This window comes from Microbacterium sp. AK031, from assembly GCF_024807145.1.
Classification (GTDB): domain Bacteria; phylum Actinomycetota; class Actinomycetes; order Actinomycetales; family Microbacteriaceae; genus Microbacterium.
On sequence record NZ_JANUCA010000006.1, the window covers coordinates 80,759 to 96,988 of the forward strand.

A 16,230-nucleotide genomic window follows, 5' to 3' on the forward strand; every position below is an offset into this window, starting at 1 on the left:
GTAGGCTGAGGGCATGCCTGCTCCGGTACAGCTCCCTCAGCTCTCCTGGGGCGATCCCGACGCCCGGAACACCGCTCTGCTCGTGCACGGGCTCGGCTCCTCCGCCGCTCTCATGTGGCGTCTGGGCGATGCGCTCGCGAATGCCGGGTGGCACGCCGTCGCAGTCGACCTCCGCGGCCACGGCGATGCGCCCCGCGCACTCGATTACACGATCGGCGCCTACGGCGCGGATCTCGCAGCCCTCTCCCCCGCTCGCGGCGGTGCGTGGGACGCGGTCATCGGGCACTCGCTCGGCGGCGCGGCCAGCACCGTGGCCGCGGCATCCGATGCCCACTGGACGAACAGACTCGTCCTCATCGACCCGGCCATCCTCGTCGAGGGGAAAGACGCGTCGATCGTGCGTCGCAGTCAGGAACGCGCCTTCGCCGACAATCGCGTCGAGGTCGTACGGCAGGAGCATCCGCACTGGCATCCCCAGGATCTCGAGCTGAAGGTCGATGCCGTGGTGCGGGCGAGCGGGTGGGCGGTCGAGCAGACCAGCGCGCAGAACCAGCCGTGGAACGTGCGAGCGGATGCTGCGCGCCTGGCCGTGCCGACGCATGTCATCGCCGCCGATCCAGAGGTGTACAGCCTGTTCACGGGTAAGACCGCAGACGCGGTGATCGCATCCAACGAGCGCATCTCGATGTCGATCGTCGCGGGAGCCGGTCACTCCCCGCACCGCGACAAGCCCGATGAGACCGTCCGCCAATTGCTGGAGGCAATCGCATGAGCTTCGACCCCGCCCAGTTCCTGCCTGACGACCTGCTGGACCGCATCCGTGAGCGCGCGCCTATCCATGATCGTGAGAACACCTTCCCCGATCGGGATCTGGCGGAGCTGCGGGATGCGGGGTACCTGAAGATCCTCGTCCCGACCGCTCGTGGCGGCGCGGGCCTCGGTCTCGAGCAGGCCGCGATCCTGCAGCAGCGATTGGCCACAGCCGCACCCGCCACCGCCCTGGCGATCAACATGCACCTGGTGTGGACCGGCGTCGCGAAGGTCTTCAGCGACCGCGGCGTGCCCGGCCTGGAGTTCGTGCAGGACGGCGCCGCCCGAGGAGAGGTATTCGCGTTCGGCATCAGCGAGGGCGGCAACGACCTGGTGCTCTTCGGAAGCGACACCGCGGCTGTGCCGCAGGGCGACGGCAGGTACACATTCACCGGCACGAAGATCTTCACGTCTCTCGCGCCGGTGTGGACGAAGCTCGGACTGCACGGCCTCGACACCACGAGCCCTGACGCACCCAAGCTCGTGTTCGCATTCATAGATCGCACGGATGCGGTCACCACGAGCGATGACTGGGACACTCTCGGGATGCGCGCGACGCAGAGCCGCACCACACGGCTGAACGGCGCAGCTGCCGCGCCCGAGCACGTGGTGCGCCGTATCGATCCGGGTCCGGGGCCCGATCCGATCATCTTCGGCATCTTCAGCGTCTTCGAGCTGCTGCTCGCGTCGGTGTACACCGGTATCGCCCGCCGCGCCCTGGATCTCGCCGTCCTGACCGTGCAGCAGCGGACGTCGAAGAAGACCGGGCTGGCGTACAGTCAGGATCCCGACATCCGCTGGCGCATCGCAGGGATGAGCCTCGCATACGATGCCCTTCCCCCGCAGATCGCGGCGCTCGCACGCGACGTCGACGAGCAGGCCGACAACGGCACCCGCTGGTTCACGCTGCTGTCCGGCGTCAAGCACCGTGCGGTGGTGATGGCGAAGGACGTAGTCGATCAGGCGATCCTCACCGCCGGCGGTGGATCGTACTTCTCCTCGAACGAACTCTCGCGGCTGTACCGCGACGTGCTGGCGGGCATGTTCCACCCGTCCGATCCTGAGTCGGCGCACGCGACGGCAGCGAGCGCACTGCTCGGTCCGCTCGAGGGCTGATCACCTCCGGTCGAAGTCGAACGCCTTCAGCAGTTCCCCGACGGCCTGCTCCCGCTGTTCGCCGCCCTCTTCGAACATGTGCGTCACGTGCGTGCGCAGATGATTCTCGAGAAGAAGACGGTTGAGGGATTCCAGTGACTTCTGGATGGCGCGGGACTGCGTGATGATGTCCATGCAGTACTCCTCGTTCTCGATCATCCTGGCGACCCCGCGCAGCTGACCTTCGAGGATGCTGGTTCGGTGCAGAGCACGCTTTTTGATGTCTTCGATCACGATTCGAGGCTACCCCGGTCCACCGACGCACGGCATGTGCATGCGAGGATGACACACATGCCGCGCACCCCGATGGCCCTGCTCTCCCCCGCCGATCAGGAGCGTCTGCGCGCCCTGCGCCGCATGAAGGCGATCGCGATCGGCGCACTGGTCTTCATGGCGGTCGTCTTCGTCATCGCGTTCGCGTTCCAGGAGCGCCTGGGCTGGCTCGGTTACGTCCGCGCGGCTGCCGAGGGCGGCATGGTCGGAGCGCTCGCGGACTGGTTCGCCGTCACCGCGCTGTTCCGTCGTCCGCTCGGCCTGCCCATCCCGCACACTGCGATCATCCCCAACCGCAAGGACGAGATCGGCCGCACGCTCGGCGAGTTCGTCGAGACGAACTTCCTCGCCGCAGACGTCGTACGCACGAAGCTCGCCACAACCGCGATCGCCCGGCGCGCCGGCGATTGGCTGCAGCAGCGGCCGCACGCCGAACGGGTCGCGGCCGAGGGGGCGACGATCGCGACAGCCGTGCTGAACGCGCTCAGCGACGATGACGTGCGCGATCTCATCACCGATCTCGCCCGCGAGCATCTGGTGCAGCCGGAGTGGGGTCCTCCCGCAGGCGTGTGGCTGGAGAAGATCGTCCACGCCGATGCCCACCACGGCGCGGTCGATCTCGCCGCAGACAGCATCGCGACGTGGCTGGACTCCAACGCGGAGTCCTTCACGGGACTCGTCTCCCGCCGGCTCCCCGCGTGGGTGCCGCGGCTCGCGCACCGCTTCGTCGACGAGACCGTCTATCACGAGGCCGTCAAGTTCGTCCATGCTGTGCAGGCCGACCCGCAGCATCCGGCGCGTCTCGCGATCGACGGGTATCTGGCACGCCTCGCCGACAATCTGCAGCACGACCCCGCGACGCGCGCGAAGCTCGAGAACGCGAAGGCCTCGCTGTTCGACAGCCCCCGGGTCGGAGCGCTGGCGGCCGAGGCATGGAACACCGCGAAAGCAGGTCTGCTGACGGCCCTCGCCGACCCCGCGAGCGGGTTGCGCGTGCGCGCCGCGCGGGCCCTGCAGGAAGTCGGCGAGCGGCTGACGACGGATGCTGCGCTGCAGACCCGCGTCGACACCTGGGTGTCAGAGGCCGCAGTGTTCCTCGTCGATCGCTACCGGCACGACATCGCGTCGATCATCACCGACACGGTCGAGCGGTGGGATCCGGCCGAGACGACCGAGAAGATCGAGCTGATGGTCGGGCGCGATCTGCAGTACATCCGCCTGAACGGCACCGTGGTCGGCGCCCTCGCCGGCCTGGCTATCTTCTCGATCGCACATGCACTGATCCCTGGAGTCTGACATGGCACTCTCACACGATCCCCTGTGGCCACGCGCCGGGGTCTGGCCGGCGTTCGAGCAGTCGGCGGATGCCGTCATCCTCGGCGTTCCCACCTGGCGGACATCCCTCTCTCCGACTGGCGCGCACCGGACGCCGTCCGCCATCCGCGAGGCATTGCTTCGGTACAGTCCTTCTCTCATCGGCCCGCCCGCGATCGATCTGAACGGTGCATTGCGGATCGCCGATGCCGGAGACATCCATGAGCCCGACGGCGACGAGGGCATCGCATCCGTCATCGCGCGCATGCGCGAGCTGGCGCCGGCATTCGTCATCGCGCTCGGCGGCGACAACTCGCTCACCTACCCGGTCGCGCTCGGTGCCGATACCACCGGCCTCATCACCTTCGACGCGCACTTCGATCTGCGCGACGGCATCTCCAACGGGTCGCCAGTGCGTCGCCTGATCGAGGACGCACCTGAGGGGTCACGGATCGATCCGGCGCGTATCGTGCAGATCGGAATCGCCGACTTCGCGAACTCCTCGCATTATGCGCAGCGCGCCGCGGACTGGGGCATCCGGGTGATCGCTCTCGACGAGGTCCGGCGGCGCGGGATCGACGATGTGGTGGGCGAGGCGCTGGAGGTCGCGGGCTCCGGCGACGGCCGCATCCACCTCGACATCGATGTGGACGTGTGCGACCGAAGCGTTGCTCCTGGCTGCCCTGCGAGCGTTCCCGGTGGGCTTGCCGCGTGGGAGCTTCGTGCACTCTCGCGTGCCATCGCCTCGGATTCCCGGGTGGTCAGCGCCGACATCGCGGAGGTGGATGCGACGGCCGATGCCGAAGACGGCCGAACGGTGCGCCTTGCCGCGCTGTGCGTGCTGGAACTGCTTGCGGGTCGGGCGAACAGAACCCGCACACGATGACGATACGCCTGCGGCCGCGCGGACGCCACCCCCTTTCTGAGCAGAGGAGGCGCGATCGATCCTGAGGACATCTACCGAGGGAGAGGTTCATGAGCGCAACGCCCGCGTCCGCTTTGAAGGACAAGAATTACAACCTCGTCTGCGTGCTGGAGGCGTCTCTGCGCAACGCGTGGTCGATGCAGACCTACATCGAAGACGCCGAACGCGAGGGTGATTCGGAACTCGCAGAGTGGTTCCGCAAGATCCAGCACAACAGCCTCAAGGCAGGTGACCAGGGCAAGCAGCTGCTGCGTGCACGTCTCCACGAGGACGGGTCGTCGTGACCACGACACAACCGGACGCCGTCGGCACGTTCACGGCGACCTGCGACGTCTGTGGGAACGTCTATGACCGTTCGTTCACGGTCAACACGGGCAGCAAGGTCGGCACGTTCGACAGCTTCGAGTGCGCGATCCACGCGATGGCTCCGGAGTGCGAGCGTTGCGGATGCAAGGTGCTGGGGCACGGAGTCGAAGCCGACGGGCAGATCTTCTGCTGCGCGCACTGCGCACGCATGTCCGGCGAGGATCAGATCGTCGATCGGGTGTGATCAAGGTGGACGTGCGATGGCGCCGGCGGGAAGAGCGCAATGACCCCACGCTCATGGCGAATCAGCCGGCACTGCGGTCGTCGGACGGCACGATCTGGATCGTGGTCGCCGGTCTGTTCGCGCTGATCTGCCTCGTGCCGCTGAGCCTTCTCACTGTCGTGGCTCCACGGCAGTCTGCGCCGGTCGCCTGGATCACCGCGATCCTCGTGATCGCCCTGTATGCCGCGCTCCTGGTGAGCCGGTGGACGGTGGAAGATCGCGAGCGCCGGCTGCGGATCATGGCCGTGCTGATGCTCGCCATGGCCGCTGTCGCACTGTTCGGCATGCTGACGTGTACAGCGATCGAATGGTCGGCGGTGCCCGTCGCCTGACTGGCCTCAGATGCTGGCGGCCGCGGCGCCACAGCATGGCATCGCCTTCACCCGCCGAACCTGACGATCCCGTCCTTCCAGACGCGGGAGACCAGGGGTACGCCCGGCCGATAGGCGAGGTGCACGTGGGTCGGCGCGTCGAGCAGCACGAGGTCGGCTCGCGATCCTGCCGCGATGATGCCGATGTCGTCTCGGCGCAGGGCACGCGCTCCCCCCGCTGTCGCCGCCCAGAGAGCTTCGGTCGGCGTCATGCCCATGTCTCGCACGGCGATCGCGATGCAGAACGGCATGGACGAGGTGAAGCTCGAGCCGGGGTTGGTGTCGCAGGCGAGCGCGACCGTCACGCCGTCGTCGATGAGGCGACGCGCATCCGGGTAGGGCTGCCGCGTGGAGAACTCTACGCCGGGCAGCAGCGTCAGCACAGTGTCCGACGCCGCGAGGGCCGCGACATCGTAGTCGGTCAGGTACGTGCCGTGGTCGATGGATGCCGCTCCGAGTTCGACGGCGAGCTTCACACCGCCTCCTGGGCCGAGCTGGCTCGCGTGCACCCGCGGTGAGAGCCCACGCGCGATTCCCGCTTCCAGCACTCTCCTGGACTGCTCCACGCTGAACGCACCCGTCTCGCAGAACACGTCGATCCATCGTGCATGCGGAGCGCACGCATCCAGCATGGGACCGGTGACCAGGCCCACATACTCGTCAGAGCGATCGGCGTACTCCGACGGGACGACATGCGCGCCCAGGAATGTGACCTCCGAGGTGACCTCGGCCGCGAGGCGCACCAGACGCTCCTCGTCGTCGACAGTGAGGCCGTAGCCGCTCTTGATCTCCACCGTGGTGGTGCCCTGGGCAAGCAGTTCGTCCACGAATCCGCGAAGCCGTGCACGCAGCTCATCCTCGCTCGCCGCGCGCGTGGCGGCGACCGTGGAGCGAATGCCGCCGGCGGCATACTTCTGCCCGGCCATGCGCGCCTCGAACTCGGCGGCCCGGTCTCCGGCGAACACGAGATGACTGTGGCTGTCGACGAAGCCCGGAATGAGGGCTCGGCCTCCCGCATCGACGAACTCAGCGGCGCGTGAGCGGGGAGCATCCACCGCCCCCCCTACCCATGCGATCCGCCCGTCTTCGACCAGTACCGCGGCATCGTGCAGCACGCCGGCCTCGGTGCTCGTCGTCAGTTCCCCGATGTTCGTGATGAGAGTGCTCATAGCATCGGCACCTTCAGTCCCCGCTCACGTGCGATGTCGCGTGCGTGCTCATAGCCGGCGTCGACATGGCGCATGACACCGGTGCCCGGGTCGTTGATGAGCACGCGCTCGAGCTTCTCCGCTGCGAGCGCGGTGCCGTCTGCGACGCATACCTGGCCGGCATGGATGCTGCGACCGATGCCGACCCCTCCGCCGTGGTGCAGCGACACCCACGACGCACCGGATGCCGTGTTGAGGAGGGCGTTCAGCAACGGCCAGTCGGCGATGGCATCCGAGCCGTCCTTCATGGCCTCGGTCTCGCGGTACGGAGAGGCGACGGAGCCCGAATCGAGGTGGTCGCGGCCGATAACGATCGGCGCCTTCAGTTCTCCCGAGGCCACCATCTCGTTGAACTTGAGACCGGCGAGGTGGCGTTCCTTGTATCCGAGCCAGCAGATGCGCGCAGGAAGCCCCTCGAAGTGCACCTTCTCGCCCGCCTTCTCGAGCCAGCGGTGCAGAGCCGCATCTTCGGGGAAGAGCTCGGCAATGGCTCGATCGGTCTTGTAGATGTCCTCCGGGTCGCCGGAGAGCGCCGCCCAGCGGAACGGCCCTCGTCCTTCCTCGAACTGCGGCCGGATGTACGCGGGAACGAAGCCGGGGAATTCGAAGGCACGCGCGAATCCGCCGAGCTGCGCCTCCCGACGGATGGAGTTCCCATAGTCGAAGACCGCGGCACCGGCATCCTGGAATCCCACCATCGCGGCCACGTGCGCAGCCATCGATTCCCGCGAACGGCGAGTGAACTCCTCCGGATCCCGCTCAGCCTCGCCCTTCCATGCCTCGACGGAGATGCCGACCGGCAGGTAGGCCAGCGGGTCGTGCGCGCTGGTCTGGTCGGTCACGATGTCGATCGGGATGCCGCGGCCGTGCAACTCGGGGAAGATCTCAGCGGCGTTGCCGACGACCCCGACCGAAAGCGCCTCACCGGCATCTTTGGCTGCGAGGACGCGCGCCACCGCGGTGTCGAGATCGGCGGTGTATTCGTCGAGGTAGCCGTGCTCGACGCGGCGCGCGAGGCGTGTCTCGTCGACGTCGGCGATGAGCACGACCCCATCGTTCATCGTGACCGCCAGCGGCTGGGCACCGCCCATGCCGCCGGCGCCACCGGTGAGGGTGAGCGTTCCGGCGAGCGATTCCCGTCCCAGCGAACGCGCAACCGCGACGAACGTCTCGTACGTGCCTTGCAGAATGCCCTGCGTGCCGATGTAGATCCACGAGCCGGCCGTCATCTGCCCGTACATCGTCAGCCCCAGCGCCTCGAGTCGGCGGAACTCCGGCCACGTGGCCCAGTCGCCGACGAGGTTCGAGTTCGCGATCAGCACGCGCGGCGCCCATTCGTTGGTGCGGAACACGCCCACCGGCTTCCCCGACTGCACGAGCAGCGTCTCGTCCGGCTCGAGCTCGTCGAGCGTGCGGACGATCGCGTCGTACGCCTCCCACGAACGTGCGGCGCGGCCGGTGCCGCCGTATACGACGAGCTCTTCCGGGTGCTCGGCGACCTCGGGGTCGAGGTTGTTCATCAGCATCCGCTTGGCGGCCTCAGCTCCCCAGCTCTTCGCGGTTAGCTCGGGGCCGCGCCCAGCCCTGACGACGCGTGATCCTGTGGTGGTGTCAGACATGTGCGTTCTCCTTCGCTGTCCGGGCCACAGCGCCCGACCGGACGAGTTCGGTGACGGCTTCCATCTCCGGCGAGAGGAAGCGATCGGGCCCAGGGCCGTCGGCGACGGTGCGCACCTGGTCGCGGACGGCTCCGGTGGCGGGCCCGGCTTTCAGGGGCGCACGCAGATCGAGCGCACGCGCCGCGGTGAGCACTTCGATCGCGAGCACGCGGGTCAGGCCGTCGATCGCGCGGCGGAGCTTGCGTGCCGCGGCCCACCCCATCGACACGTGGTCCTCCTGCATTGCGGATGAGGGGATGGAGTCCACGGATGCCGGAACGGCGAGGCGCTTCAGTTCGGAGACGATCCCCGCGGCGGCATACTGCGCGATCATGAGGCCGGAATCGACGCCAACCTCATGGGCGAGGAACGGTGGCAGACCGCGACTGCGCGCCGGATCGAGCGCGCGGTCGGTACGGCGCTCGGAGATGCTGGCGACATCGGCGACACTGATCGCGAGGAAGTCGAGCACTGCCGCGACGGGCGCCCCATGGAAGTTGCCGTTCGACTCGATGCGCCCGTCGAACGTGATGACCGGGTTGTCGATGACGCTGGCGAGCTCGCGGGTGGCGATGTTCGTTGCGTGCTCCATGGTGTCGCGGGCCGTGCCATGCACCTGCGGCGAGCAGCGCAGCGAGTAGGCGTCCTGCACGCGGCCGTCCTCAGGGCCGGCGTGACTGGCGACCATCGGAGAATCGGCGAGGAACGCTCGCAGATTCGCCGCGGACAGCGCCTGTCCTGTCTGCGGACGCAGTGCCATGAGGTCGGCCGCGAACACGGCATCCGTGCCGAACTGGCTCTCGATCGACATCGCCGCGGCGACGTCTGCGGTCGTGAGCAGCATCTCGAGGTCGTGCAGCGCGAGCAGCAGCATCCCCAGCATCCCATCGGTGCCGTTGATGAGGGCGAGGCCCTCCTTCTCGACCAGCACGAGCGGCTCGATACCGGCGTCGGTGAGAGCGTCGGATGCCGGGACGAGAGCGCCGGACGCATCACGCACATCTCCTTCACCGATCGCGGCGAGCGCGATGTGCGCGAGCGGAGCGAGGTCGCCGGAGCAGCCGAGTGAGCCGTACTCCCGCACGACAGGGGTGATGCCGACGTTCAGCATCGCCGCGTACGTCTCGGCGACCACGGGCCTCGCGCCCGTGCGGCCAGAGGCGAGAGTCTGCAGTCGCAGCAGCTGCAGGGCGCGAACCACCTCGGTCTCCACCTCGGCGCCGGTACCGGCCGCGTGCGAGCGGATGAGGCTGGCCTGCAGCTGATGGCGCCGCTCCGGCGCGATGAACGTGGTGGCGAGTGCACCGAATCCGGTGGATACGCCGTAATGCGGATTCGGATCCGCGGCGAGCGCGTCGATCACGCCACGGGTCTCGGCGACGCGACCGAGTGCACCCCCATCGAGGGCGACGGGAACGCCGTGCCTGGCTACGGCGACGACATCTCCGGGTGACAGCGGCGCGGCGCCGATGACGACAGAATCACTCATGCTCTGATTCCACACCGCGACGGTGGCGCCGCACAGAGCTCCATGACATCCTGTGTCTGTGATCCCAGACAGTGCGCCATCCCAGGTGCCGGCCGCAGAGCACACGCTGCGCATTCTGCGCCACCTCGCCGCGCGGAGCGCACCCGTCGCGGCCTCCGCGATCGCCCGTGACCTGGGTCTGCCCCGGTCCACGGTCTATCACCTGCTCACGACGCTCGCGGCGCACGGATTCGTGCTGCATCTGCGCGAGGAGCAGCGCTGGGGCCTGGGTGCCTCCGCCTTCGAGCTGGCCGGCGGGTACACGCGTCAGCAGCCGCTTGCGCGTCTGGGCCGACCGCTCATCGCCTCGCTTGCGGATCGGGTTGCGGAGAGTGCGCACCTCGCCGTGATGAGTGGGAGCGACGTGCTCTACATCGTCGAGGAGCGCGCTCCGCGGCGCCCTGCGCTGGTGACGGACGTGGGCGTGCGGCTTCCGGCGCACCTCACGGCGACGGGTCGCGCGATGCTCGCTGCCCTCCCCCGCGAGCAGGTGCGAGCGCTGTATCCCGACGCCTCGGCATTCCCCTCGCGCACCGGACTCGGCCCCACCCGGCCGAGTGAGCTGCGCGAGCTGCTGCGCAGCATCCGCGCCACCGGTTTCGCCACGGAAGACGGCCAGGTCAGCACCGGCCTCTCATCCGTCGGCGTCGCGGTGGTCGACCGCTCGGGCTGGCCGGTCGCCGCCGTGGCAGTGACCTGGCCGGAGGATCCGGCCGCGCACCGCGACGTGGCAGCCCTCGCGACTGCGGTCGACGAGACGGCGCAGGAGCTCGCCCGGCGGCTTCAGGGCCGAGCGGGTGGTTGGCCCCCACACAGAAGCATGTCCTGCGATGCTCCGGGCACACCCGCAAAAGGGGCCGGCCCCGCGGATGCCGATTGATGTCGACAACCGCGGGGCCGGCCCGGAGGGAACCCTCATCGCGTTGCTCAGCCGTTCGCGCCCTTGCGAGGTTTGATGAACGATTGGGGTTCCTGCTTCGCACGCTTGGCAGCGCGCTTCTCCTTCAGAGAGGTCTGAGCGACCTTCTTGCCTCCACGTGCTTGCGGTGCCTTGCCTGACATCTGACTCGCTTCCCCTTCGACCAGCTGGCGTGTGTAACCTCCGACCATAGCCGGTATCCGTTGGAAGTCGAATTACCCGGTGAGCGGCAAAAAATTACCTCATGATCCACCGCGCGATCCCGCGCCCACTACGCTCTAAGGGTGCTCGATACTCTCACCGGATTCGTCGTCGTGGGACTCGCCATCGCCGTCGGGTACATCGTCGGTCGCATCGATCTGCTCGGCGAACATGCCCGCCATGTGCTCGGACGCCTGACCTTCTTCGTGCTCTCCCCATTCCTGCTGTTCACGGTGCTCGCGCAGGCGGACGCGAGGGTGCTGTTCTCCGCTCTCCTGCCGGTCTCAGCGATCGCCGCGGTCGCCGTCATCGGCTTGTACGTGCTGGTCGCGAAACTGATCTGGAAGCGCGACATCGGCGAGACCGTGATCGGCGCCCTCTCTGCCGGACAGGTCAACTCCAACAACATCGGCATCCCGCTGTCGCTGTATCTGCTCGGCAGCGCCGCGTATCCGGCGCCGGTCATCCTGCTGCAACTGCTCGTGTTCACACCCGTCTCATTGACGATCCTCGACGCCGTCACCAGCGGGAAGACGTCGGCGTGGCGCACGTTCGTGCGCACGGCGACGAATCCGATCATCCTCGGGTCCGCCCTGGGGACCTTGGTGTCGGTGCTCGGAATCGATCTGCCCGCGATCGTGATGGAGCCGGCCGTCCTGCTGGCGAACGCGTGCGTGCCGGTGCTGCTGATCAGCTACGGCATCTCGCTGCACGGACAGCGCGTGCTCGGCTCGTCGGGACACCGTCGCGACGTACTGCTCGCCAGTGTGCTGAAGCTGCTCATCATGCCACTGATCGCCTGGATCGTCGCGCAGTTCGTGTTCGGGCTGTCGGCGCACGAAGTGCTGATCGTCGTAGTGCTCGCGGCCCTGCCGACCGCGCAGAACGTGTTCAACTACTCGCAGCGCTATGACATCGGAGAGTCGATCTCGCGCGACACCGTGTTCATCACGACGATCGGATGCGTGCCTGTTCTGCTGATCGCGACGCTTCTTCTGGGCTAGCGCTCTTGGGCTGAGCGCGCTCGACTGAAAGAGTGTCATCATGAGCGCACTCCGCATCCTGCATCTCAGCGACACCCACTTCTCCGGCGACGGCGGTCGCCACTACGGCGTGGTCGACACCGCTGAGCACCTGCGCCGCGCTCTTTCCCACGTGGCGCACCTCACATTCGATCTCGTCGTCGTCTCCGGCGACGTCAGCCAGGACGGATCGGAGGCGTCGTATCGGCAGATTCGGGATGCTGTGACGACCTGGACGCGCGCGCGAGGAGCCCGCCCTGTCTTCGCGATGGGCAACCACGATCAGCGCGCGGCCTTCCGTGCGGTGCTGGGCGACGGACAGCCGGATGCCGATGAACTGCAACTGCCCGGAATCGGCCTCGACCGACCTGTGGCATCGGTCGTCGAGCAGGACGGCTGGCGGGTCGTTGTGCTCGACAGCTCGGTGCCCGGAGCCGGCTACGGCCGCCTGGAATCCGAGCAGCTGGCCTTCCTTCGCGAGACGCTCGCCGACACGGTCGCGCACGGCACTGTCGTGGTCGTCCATCATCCGCCGCTGCATGCGCAGACCGATCTGCTGCAGGCTCTGGCGCTCGATGAGCACGACGGACGGGAATTCCTCGACATCGTCCGAGACACGGATGTGCGTATCGTCCTCAGCGGTCACTATCACATGCCGATCACCGAGATCGTGGCGGGCGTTCCAGTCACCGTGGCGCCTGGCGTGACGAACCTCTCGCGTGCGTTCGCCGATCCGGCGGAGGAATCCGCGATCGACGGCTTCGGAGGTTCGGTCGTGACCGTCGACGTCGACCGGGTGCGCGTCGTGCCGTACCTCGAGCGTCTGACACCCGACGACATGGTCTTCCACTATGACGCCGACGTGGTGGCGCAGATCATTCAGGATGCCGGACGGGCTGAGCTGAGCTGAGCTGCCTGCGCTAAGGCGTGAACGCAGAACAGGCTCCGCCGAAGCGGAGCCTGTTCTTCACTGTCTCAACACAGTGTGGACCTAAGGGGATTCGAACCCCTGACCTCCTCGATGCGAACGAGGCGCGCTACCAACTGCGCCATAGGCCCGTGAACCTCAGTTAGATTATCACGCTCGAACGGTGCCCCGCGCCCAACTGCGCGCCGCGCCGGGCGGCGTTCAGCCGGCGGCGCGCCGCTGGAGAAGCTGCCGCACGTGCTGTTCGATCTCTTCGTCATCCACGAAACCCATCCGGGCATACGGCGACGCCGTCTCCTTGGCGGTGGGCAGCGATACGGGTGCCGGCGCCGCCATCTGCTCCGCGCGTTCGCGAAGGGCAGCCACTCGAGCGGCGCGGCGCAGCTCCTGCTGCGCCTCGATCTCCGCCCTGGCGATCTGCGCTGCCGAACCTGCGACGGCGACCATCGGCTCCGGCAGCCGCCTCGGCGTCCACGACGCCCGACCCTGATCGTGCAGCGGAGGCGAGACCCGTGCAGGTGCGTCCTCGACGACGACGGGTGCAGGTCGGCGCGCGGCACGACGCGCCACGGATGCCATCTTCTGCAGCGTCACAGCCGCAACCAGGGCGAGAGCGCCGCCGACCCAGATCAGCAGCTGCCCGCCGCCCGTCAGCAACTGCCACACACCGATCCCGGCCGCGCCGAGACCGATCGCCAAAATCGCAGAGGACGTCACGCGCACTCGACGACGGGCACGCGCCTGGCGCACCACAGGGGCGGCACGAGTAGCGGCGAGCTCCTCCCGGAGCATGACCAGTTCGACGGCTTCCTTCTCCGACTGCAGGCGCTTGGCGAGCTTCTGCTGCGCGTGAGCGGTGCGCGCGTTGAGTTCGAGATACACCTCCGCCGGCGTCTCGCTCGTCTCTGCGAGCACACGCAGCGCCTGATTCAGCCGCACCGCGTTCCGCTCGGAGGCGTTGTACTGATAGCGTCCGCGCCACGAGGGCAGCAGGTACAGCATCCAGAGCAGCACGGCGACGAGGACGATAACGCCCCCACTCAGCACCGGCCCATTCATAGGGTCAACGGTATGCGACCGAGAGCCGCCTGCCCCTCACGCCGGGCGCGTGTCGCCACGGAGCGCGACGAATCTCAGATCGAGAGCCGGTCGGAAGGCGGAACCGTCGCAGCGTCCTGCGGGACGCGCCCGTCCAGCCAACGCGCGAGTACACCCTCCAGGGCGTCCTCACGTGTGAGAGCGAACGCGTAGTGATCGCGCCAGTCGCCGTCGATGTGGATGTAACGGCGCCGCAGACCCTCGTACCGGAAGCCGAGCTTCTGGACGACGCGCAGGCTGGCCTCGTTCTCAGGTCGGATGCAGATCTCCATCCGATGCAGTCCGTATTCTCTGAACGACGCGTCGGTCGCGAGGGCCACAGCCGTCGGAGTGATGCCCTTGCCTGCGAATCGCTCGCTGACCCAATAGCCGATCGTGGCTGAGCAGAGCGACCCGCGCGAGACGCCCCAGATGTTCAGCTGTCCGGCGATCTCACCGTCATGTTCCATCACGAACGGGTATCCACCGCCGTCGCGGTACTGCTGCAGCAGTCGACGGATGCTGAGACGCATGTCGAACGACGCCGTGCCGTTCGGGATCGTCGCCTCCCAGCGCTGCAGCCATGCGCGGTTGTTCAGCAGTTCGCGCTGCAGCACACGCGCATCACGAGTTCGGATGAGCCGAAGCTCGACCTGACCGTGACGGTGCCCCTGCAGCAAGTCCATACGCACCTCGCCCTGGGCGCCTAGAGGCGCTCGCTGAATTCCTTCAGCCACGGCCGCAGTTCGGCTCCGAGGTCGTCGCGGTCTGTCGCGAGCTGCACGATCGCCTTGATGTAGTCGACGCGGTCGCCGGTGTCGTAGCGCCGTCCCCGGAAGATCACGCCGATCACGCCGGGGCCCTCCGCATCGGCGGCGAGTTCCTGCAGAGCGTCGGTGAGCTGGATCTCCCCGCCCTTGCCCGGCTCCGTGCGCTCCAGGATCGGGAAAACCTCGGCCGGCAGGATATAGCGGCCGATGATCGCCAGGTTGGAGGGGGCGTCCTCCGGAGCGGGCTTCTCGACGAGGCCGGTGACGCGCACGATGTCGTCGTCGTCGGTCGCCTCGACCGCCGCGGCACCGTAGAGGTGGATGCTCGAGGGGTCGACCTCCATCAAGGCGACCACGGTCGCGCCGGTGCGCTCATTGACGTCGATCATGGTGGTCAGCAGCTCGTCGCGCTCGTCGATGAGGTCGTCACCGAGAAGCACCGCGAACGAGTTGTTGCCGACATGCGCCTTGGCCCGCAGAACCGCGTGCCCGAGCCCCTTGGGCTCACCCTGTCGAAGGTAATGGATGTCGGCCAGGTCGCTGGACTTCATGACGCGCTCGAGGCGTGCCATGTCGCCCTTCTCTGTGAGCTTCACCTCGAGCTCCGGCACGGAGTCGAAGTGGTTGGAGATCATGTTCTTGTTGCGACCGATGATCACGAGAATGTCATCGATCCCGGCGGACGCGGCCTCCTCGACCACGTACTGGATCGCCGGCTTGTCCACCACCGGAAGCATCTCCTTCGGCATCGCCTTGGTCGCGGGCAGGAAACGCGTGCCGAGGCCAGCTGCCGGAATGACTGCCTTCATTTTCTGGTGTCCCATCAGCCCAGCTTAGCGGGGGCCGCCATCGCCACGGCACGTAGACTCGAGGCATGTCCACCGACATCGAGCAGGAGAAACGTGCGTTGCGTGCGGAGCTGCGCGAGCGCCGCCAACTGCTCTCAGACGGTCAGCGCGAAGCCGCAGCATCCGGCATCCGCGAACAGCTCGATGCTCTCGTCGCTGCGTACTCGGCCGAATCGATCTCCTGCTTCCTGTCCGCTACGACAGAGCCGGGAACCAGAGATTTCGTCACGGCGGCCGTGCAGCGCGGCATTCGCGTCCTGCTGCCCATCACACGCGCCGACGGGTTGCTGGACTGGGCCGTCGCTGACGACGAAGGCGACATCGCCGAGGGATTGTTCGGGCTTCCGGAGCCGACCGGCGAGGTGCTCGGCCCGATCGCCGTGAACGATGTCGACCTCATGATCATCCCCGCGGCGGCCGTCGACGGCACCGGCATGCGGCTCGGCTGGGGTCGCGGCTACTTCGACAAGACCATCGGGTCCATGGAGAGATGCCCTCCTGTGTACGCCGTGACCTATGATTCCGAGATACTCGATTCCCTCCCGCGAGAGATGCACGACCAGCCGGTCACCGGCGTCGTGACCCCCACTCGCACCCTCACCCTGTCGCCAACGCGGCACTGATCCATCCGAGA

The 16,230-nt window shown here is 67.6% G+C and carries 18 protein-coding genes and 1 tRNA gene; 11 read left to right on the forward strand and 8 right to left on the reverse strand.

The window, feature by feature from the left end; all coding sequences use genetic code 11:
• Nucleotides 1-13 precede the first annotated feature (13 nt).
• A complete protein-coding gene (locus tag HDC95_RS12120; RefSeq protein WP_259063780.1) occupies nucleotides 14-772 on the forward strand; it encodes an alpha/beta fold hydrolase in 759 nt (252 codons plus the stop codon).
• Entirely contained in the window at nucleotides 769-1,926 is a 1,158-nt protein-coding gene (locus tag HDC95_RS12125; RefSeq protein WP_259063781.1) for an acyl-CoA dehydrogenase family protein, read from the forward strand. Before HDC95_RS12120 ends, HDC95_RS12125 begins: the two co-directional genes overlap by 4 nt.
• Here the strand turns inward: HDC95_RS12125 and HDC95_RS12130 are convergent, their stop codons facing one another.
• Entirely contained in the window at nucleotides 1,927-2,199 is a 273-nt protein-coding gene (locus HDC95_RS12130) for a metal-sensitive transcriptional regulator (RefSeq protein WP_259063782.1), read from the reverse strand.
• 57 nt (nucleotides 2,200-2,256) lie between these two features.
• Here HDC95_RS12130 and HDC95_RS12135 point away from each other — a divergent pair, with 57 nt between their 5' ends.
• The 5 genes from HDC95_RS12135 (at nucleotide 2,257) to HDC95_RS12155 (ending at nucleotide 5,398) form a co-directional block, all read left to right on the forward strand.
• Nucleotides 2,257-3,534, forward strand: coding sequence for a DUF445 domain-containing protein (locus tag HDC95_RS12135; protein ID WP_259063783.1), 1,278 nt, complete (start codon nucleotides 2,257-2,259; stop codon nucleotides 3,532-3,534).
• 1 nt (nucleotide 3,535) lies between these two features.
• Nucleotides 3,536-4,438 carry an agmatinase family protein gene (locus tag HDC95_RS12140; protein ID WP_259063784.1) on the forward strand — a complete coding sequence of 301 codons (903 nt, stop codon included), beginning with the start codon at nucleotides 3,536-3,538 and terminating at the stop codon, nucleotides 4,436-4,438.
• Nucleotides 4,439-4,527: 89 nt separating this feature from the next.
• Nucleotides 4,528-4,761, forward strand: a complete 234-nt coding sequence (locus HDC95_RS12145; protein WP_259063785.1) for a hypothetical protein — start codon at nucleotides 4,528-4,530, stop codon at nucleotides 4,759-4,761.
• Nucleotides 4,758-5,027 carry a hypothetical protein gene (locus HDC95_RS12150; protein WP_259063786.1) on the forward strand — a complete coding sequence of 90 codons (270 nt, stop codon included), beginning with the start codon at nucleotides 4,758-4,760 and terminating at the stop codon, nucleotides 5,025-5,027. Before HDC95_RS12145 ends, HDC95_RS12150 begins: the two co-directional genes overlap by 4 nt.
• Complete coding sequence (locus tag HDC95_RS12155) at nucleotides 5,024-5,398, forward strand: hypothetical protein (RefSeq protein WP_259063787.1); 375 nt, start codon at nucleotides 5,024-5,026, stop codon at nucleotides 5,396-5,398. The genes HDC95_RS12150 and HDC95_RS12155 overlap by 4 nt, the downstream gene beginning before the upstream one ends.
• A 47-nt stretch (nucleotides 5,399-5,445) precedes the next feature.
• Here HDC95_RS12155 and hutI read toward each other — a convergent pair whose 3' ends face one another.
• The 3 genes from hutI to hutH are packed head-to-tail and all read right to left on the reverse strand — an operon-like array spanning nucleotide 5,446 to nucleotide 9,792.
• Nucleotides 5,446-6,606 carry an imidazolonepropionase gene (gene hutI, locus HDC95_RS12160; RefSeq protein WP_259063789.1) on the reverse strand — a complete coding sequence of 387 codons (1,161 nt, stop codon included), beginning with the start codon at nucleotides 6,604-6,606 and terminating at the stop codon, nucleotides 5,446-5,448.
• Complete coding sequence (gene hutU, locus HDC95_RS12165) at nucleotides 6,603-8,264, reverse strand: urocanate hydratase (RefSeq protein ID WP_259063791.1); 1,662 nt, start codon at nucleotides 8,262-8,264, stop codon at nucleotides 6,603-6,605. Before hutU ends, hutI begins: the two co-directional genes overlap by 4 nt.
• Entirely contained in the window at nucleotides 8,257-9,792 is a 1,536-nt protein-coding gene (hutH, locus tag HDC95_RS12170) for a histidine ammonia-lyase (RefSeq protein ID WP_259063793.1), read from the reverse strand. Before hutH ends, hutU begins: the two co-directional genes overlap by 8 nt.
• A gap of 52 nt (nucleotides 9,793-9,844) precedes the next feature.
• Between hutH and HDC95_RS12175 the strand changes: the two genes are divergently transcribed.
• The 3 genes from HDC95_RS12175 (at nucleotide 9,845) to HDC95_RS12185 (ending at nucleotide 12,883) form a co-directional block, all read left to right on the forward strand.
• Entirely contained in the window at nucleotides 9,845-10,711 is an 867-nt protein-coding gene (locus tag HDC95_RS12175) for an IclR family transcriptional regulator (protein ID WP_259063794.1), read from the forward strand.
• Nucleotides 10,712-11,034: 323 nt separating this feature from the next.
• Complete coding sequence (locus HDC95_RS12180; protein WP_259063796.1) at nucleotides 11,035-11,955, forward strand: AEC family transporter; 921 nt, start codon at nucleotides 11,035-11,037, stop codon at nucleotides 11,953-11,955.
• Between the two features lie 40 nt (nucleotides 11,956-11,995).
• The gene (locus HDC95_RS12185) at nucleotides 11,996-12,883 is read left to right on the forward strand and encodes a metallophosphoesterase (RefSeq protein WP_259063798.1); all 888 of its coding nucleotides are present in this window, start codon (nucleotides 11,996-11,998) and stop codon (nucleotides 12,881-12,883) included.
• Nucleotides 12,884-12,959: 76 nt separating this feature from the next.
• On the opposite strand, the gene HDC95_RS12190 is transcribed toward HDC95_RS12185, so the two are convergent.
• From HDC95_RS12190 to galU, 4 genes are all read right to left on the reverse strand, one after another.
• Nucleotides 12,960-13,032: transfer RNA gene (locus HDC95_RS12190), tRNA-Ala, on the reverse strand.
• A 70-nt stretch (nucleotides 13,033-13,102) separates the two neighbouring features.
• Nucleotides 13,103-13,960 carry a hypothetical protein gene (locus HDC95_RS12195; protein ID WP_259063799.1) on the reverse strand — a complete coding sequence of 286 codons (858 nt, stop codon included), beginning with the start codon at nucleotides 13,958-13,960 and terminating at the stop codon, nucleotides 13,103-13,105.
• Nucleotides 13,961-14,034: 74 nt separating this feature from the next.
• Complete coding sequence (locus tag HDC95_RS12200; protein WP_259063800.1) at nucleotides 14,035-14,664, reverse strand: GNAT family N-acetyltransferase; 630 nt, start codon at nucleotides 14,662-14,664, stop codon at nucleotides 14,035-14,037.
• Nucleotides 14,665-14,684: 20 nt separating this feature from the next.
• Nucleotides 14,685-15,572 carry a UTP--glucose-1-phosphate uridylyltransferase GalU gene (galU, locus tag HDC95_RS12205; protein ID WP_259063801.1) on the reverse strand — a complete coding sequence of 296 codons (888 nt, stop codon included), beginning with the start codon at nucleotides 15,570-15,572 and terminating at the stop codon, nucleotides 14,685-14,687.
• 50 nt (nucleotides 15,573-15,622) lie between these two features.
• Between galU and HDC95_RS12210 the strand changes: the two genes are divergently transcribed.
• On the forward strand, nucleotides 15,623-16,219 hold the full coding sequence (locus tag HDC95_RS12210; protein ID WP_259063802.1) for a 5-formyltetrahydrofolate cyclo-ligase: 597 nt from the start codon (nucleotides 15,623-15,625) through the stop codon (nucleotides 16,217-16,219).
• Nucleotides 16,220-16,230 lie beyond the last annotated feature (11 nt).

Excerpts from the sequence above, each read along its gene's own strand:
- HDC95_RS12120 (WP_259063780.1), top strand. The coding sequence starts at position 14 with ATGCCTGCTCCGGTACAGCTCCCTCAGCTCTCCTGGGGCGATCCCGAC.
- galU (WP_259063801.1), bottom strand. The coding sequence starts at position 15,572 with ATGGGACACCAGAAAATGAAGGCAGTCATTCCGGCAGCTGGCCTCGGC.
- HDC95_RS12140 (WP_259063784.1), top strand. The coding sequence starts at position 3,536 with ATGGCACTCTCACACGATCCCCTGTGGCCACGCGCCGGGGTCTGGCCG.
- hutI (WP_259063789.1), bottom strand. The coding sequence starts at position 6,606 with ATGAGCACTCTCATCACGAACATCGGGGAACTGACGACGAGCACCGAG.
- HDC95_RS12200 (WP_259063800.1), bottom strand. The coding sequence starts at position 14,664 with ATGGACTTGCTGCAGGGGCACCGTCACGGTCAGGTCGAGCTTCGGCTC.
- HDC95_RS12145 (WP_259063785.1), top strand. The coding sequence starts at position 4,528 with ATGAGCGCAACGCCCGCGTCCGCTTTGAAGGACAAGAATTACAACCTC.
- hutU (WP_259063791.1), bottom strand. The coding sequence starts at position 8,264 with ATGTCTGACACCACCACAGGATCACGCGTCGTCAGGGCTGGGCGCGGC.
- HDC95_RS12125 (WP_259063781.1), top strand. The coding sequence starts at position 769 with ATGAGCTTCGACCCCGCCCAGTTCCTGCCTGACGACCTGCTGGACCGC.
- hutH (WP_259063793.1), bottom strand. The coding sequence starts at position 9,792 with ATGAGTGATTCTGTCGTCATCGGCGCCGCGCCGCTGTCACCCGGAGAT.
- HDC95_RS12210 (WP_259063802.1), top strand. The coding sequence starts at position 15,623 with ATGTCCACCGACATCGAGCAGGAGAAACGTGCGTTGCGTGCGGAGCTG.
- HDC95_RS12185 (WP_259063798.1), top strand. The coding sequence starts at position 11,996 with ATGAGCGCACTCCGCATCCTGCATCTCAGCGACACCCACTTCTCCGGC.
- HDC95_RS12195 (WP_259063799.1), bottom strand. The coding sequence starts at position 13,960 with ATGAATGGGCCGGTGCTGAGTGGGGGCGTTATCGTCCTCGTCGCCGTG.
- HDC95_RS12135 (WP_259063783.1), top strand. The coding sequence starts at position 2,257 with ATGCCGCGCACCCCGATGGCCCTGCTCTCCCCCGCCGATCAGGAGCGT.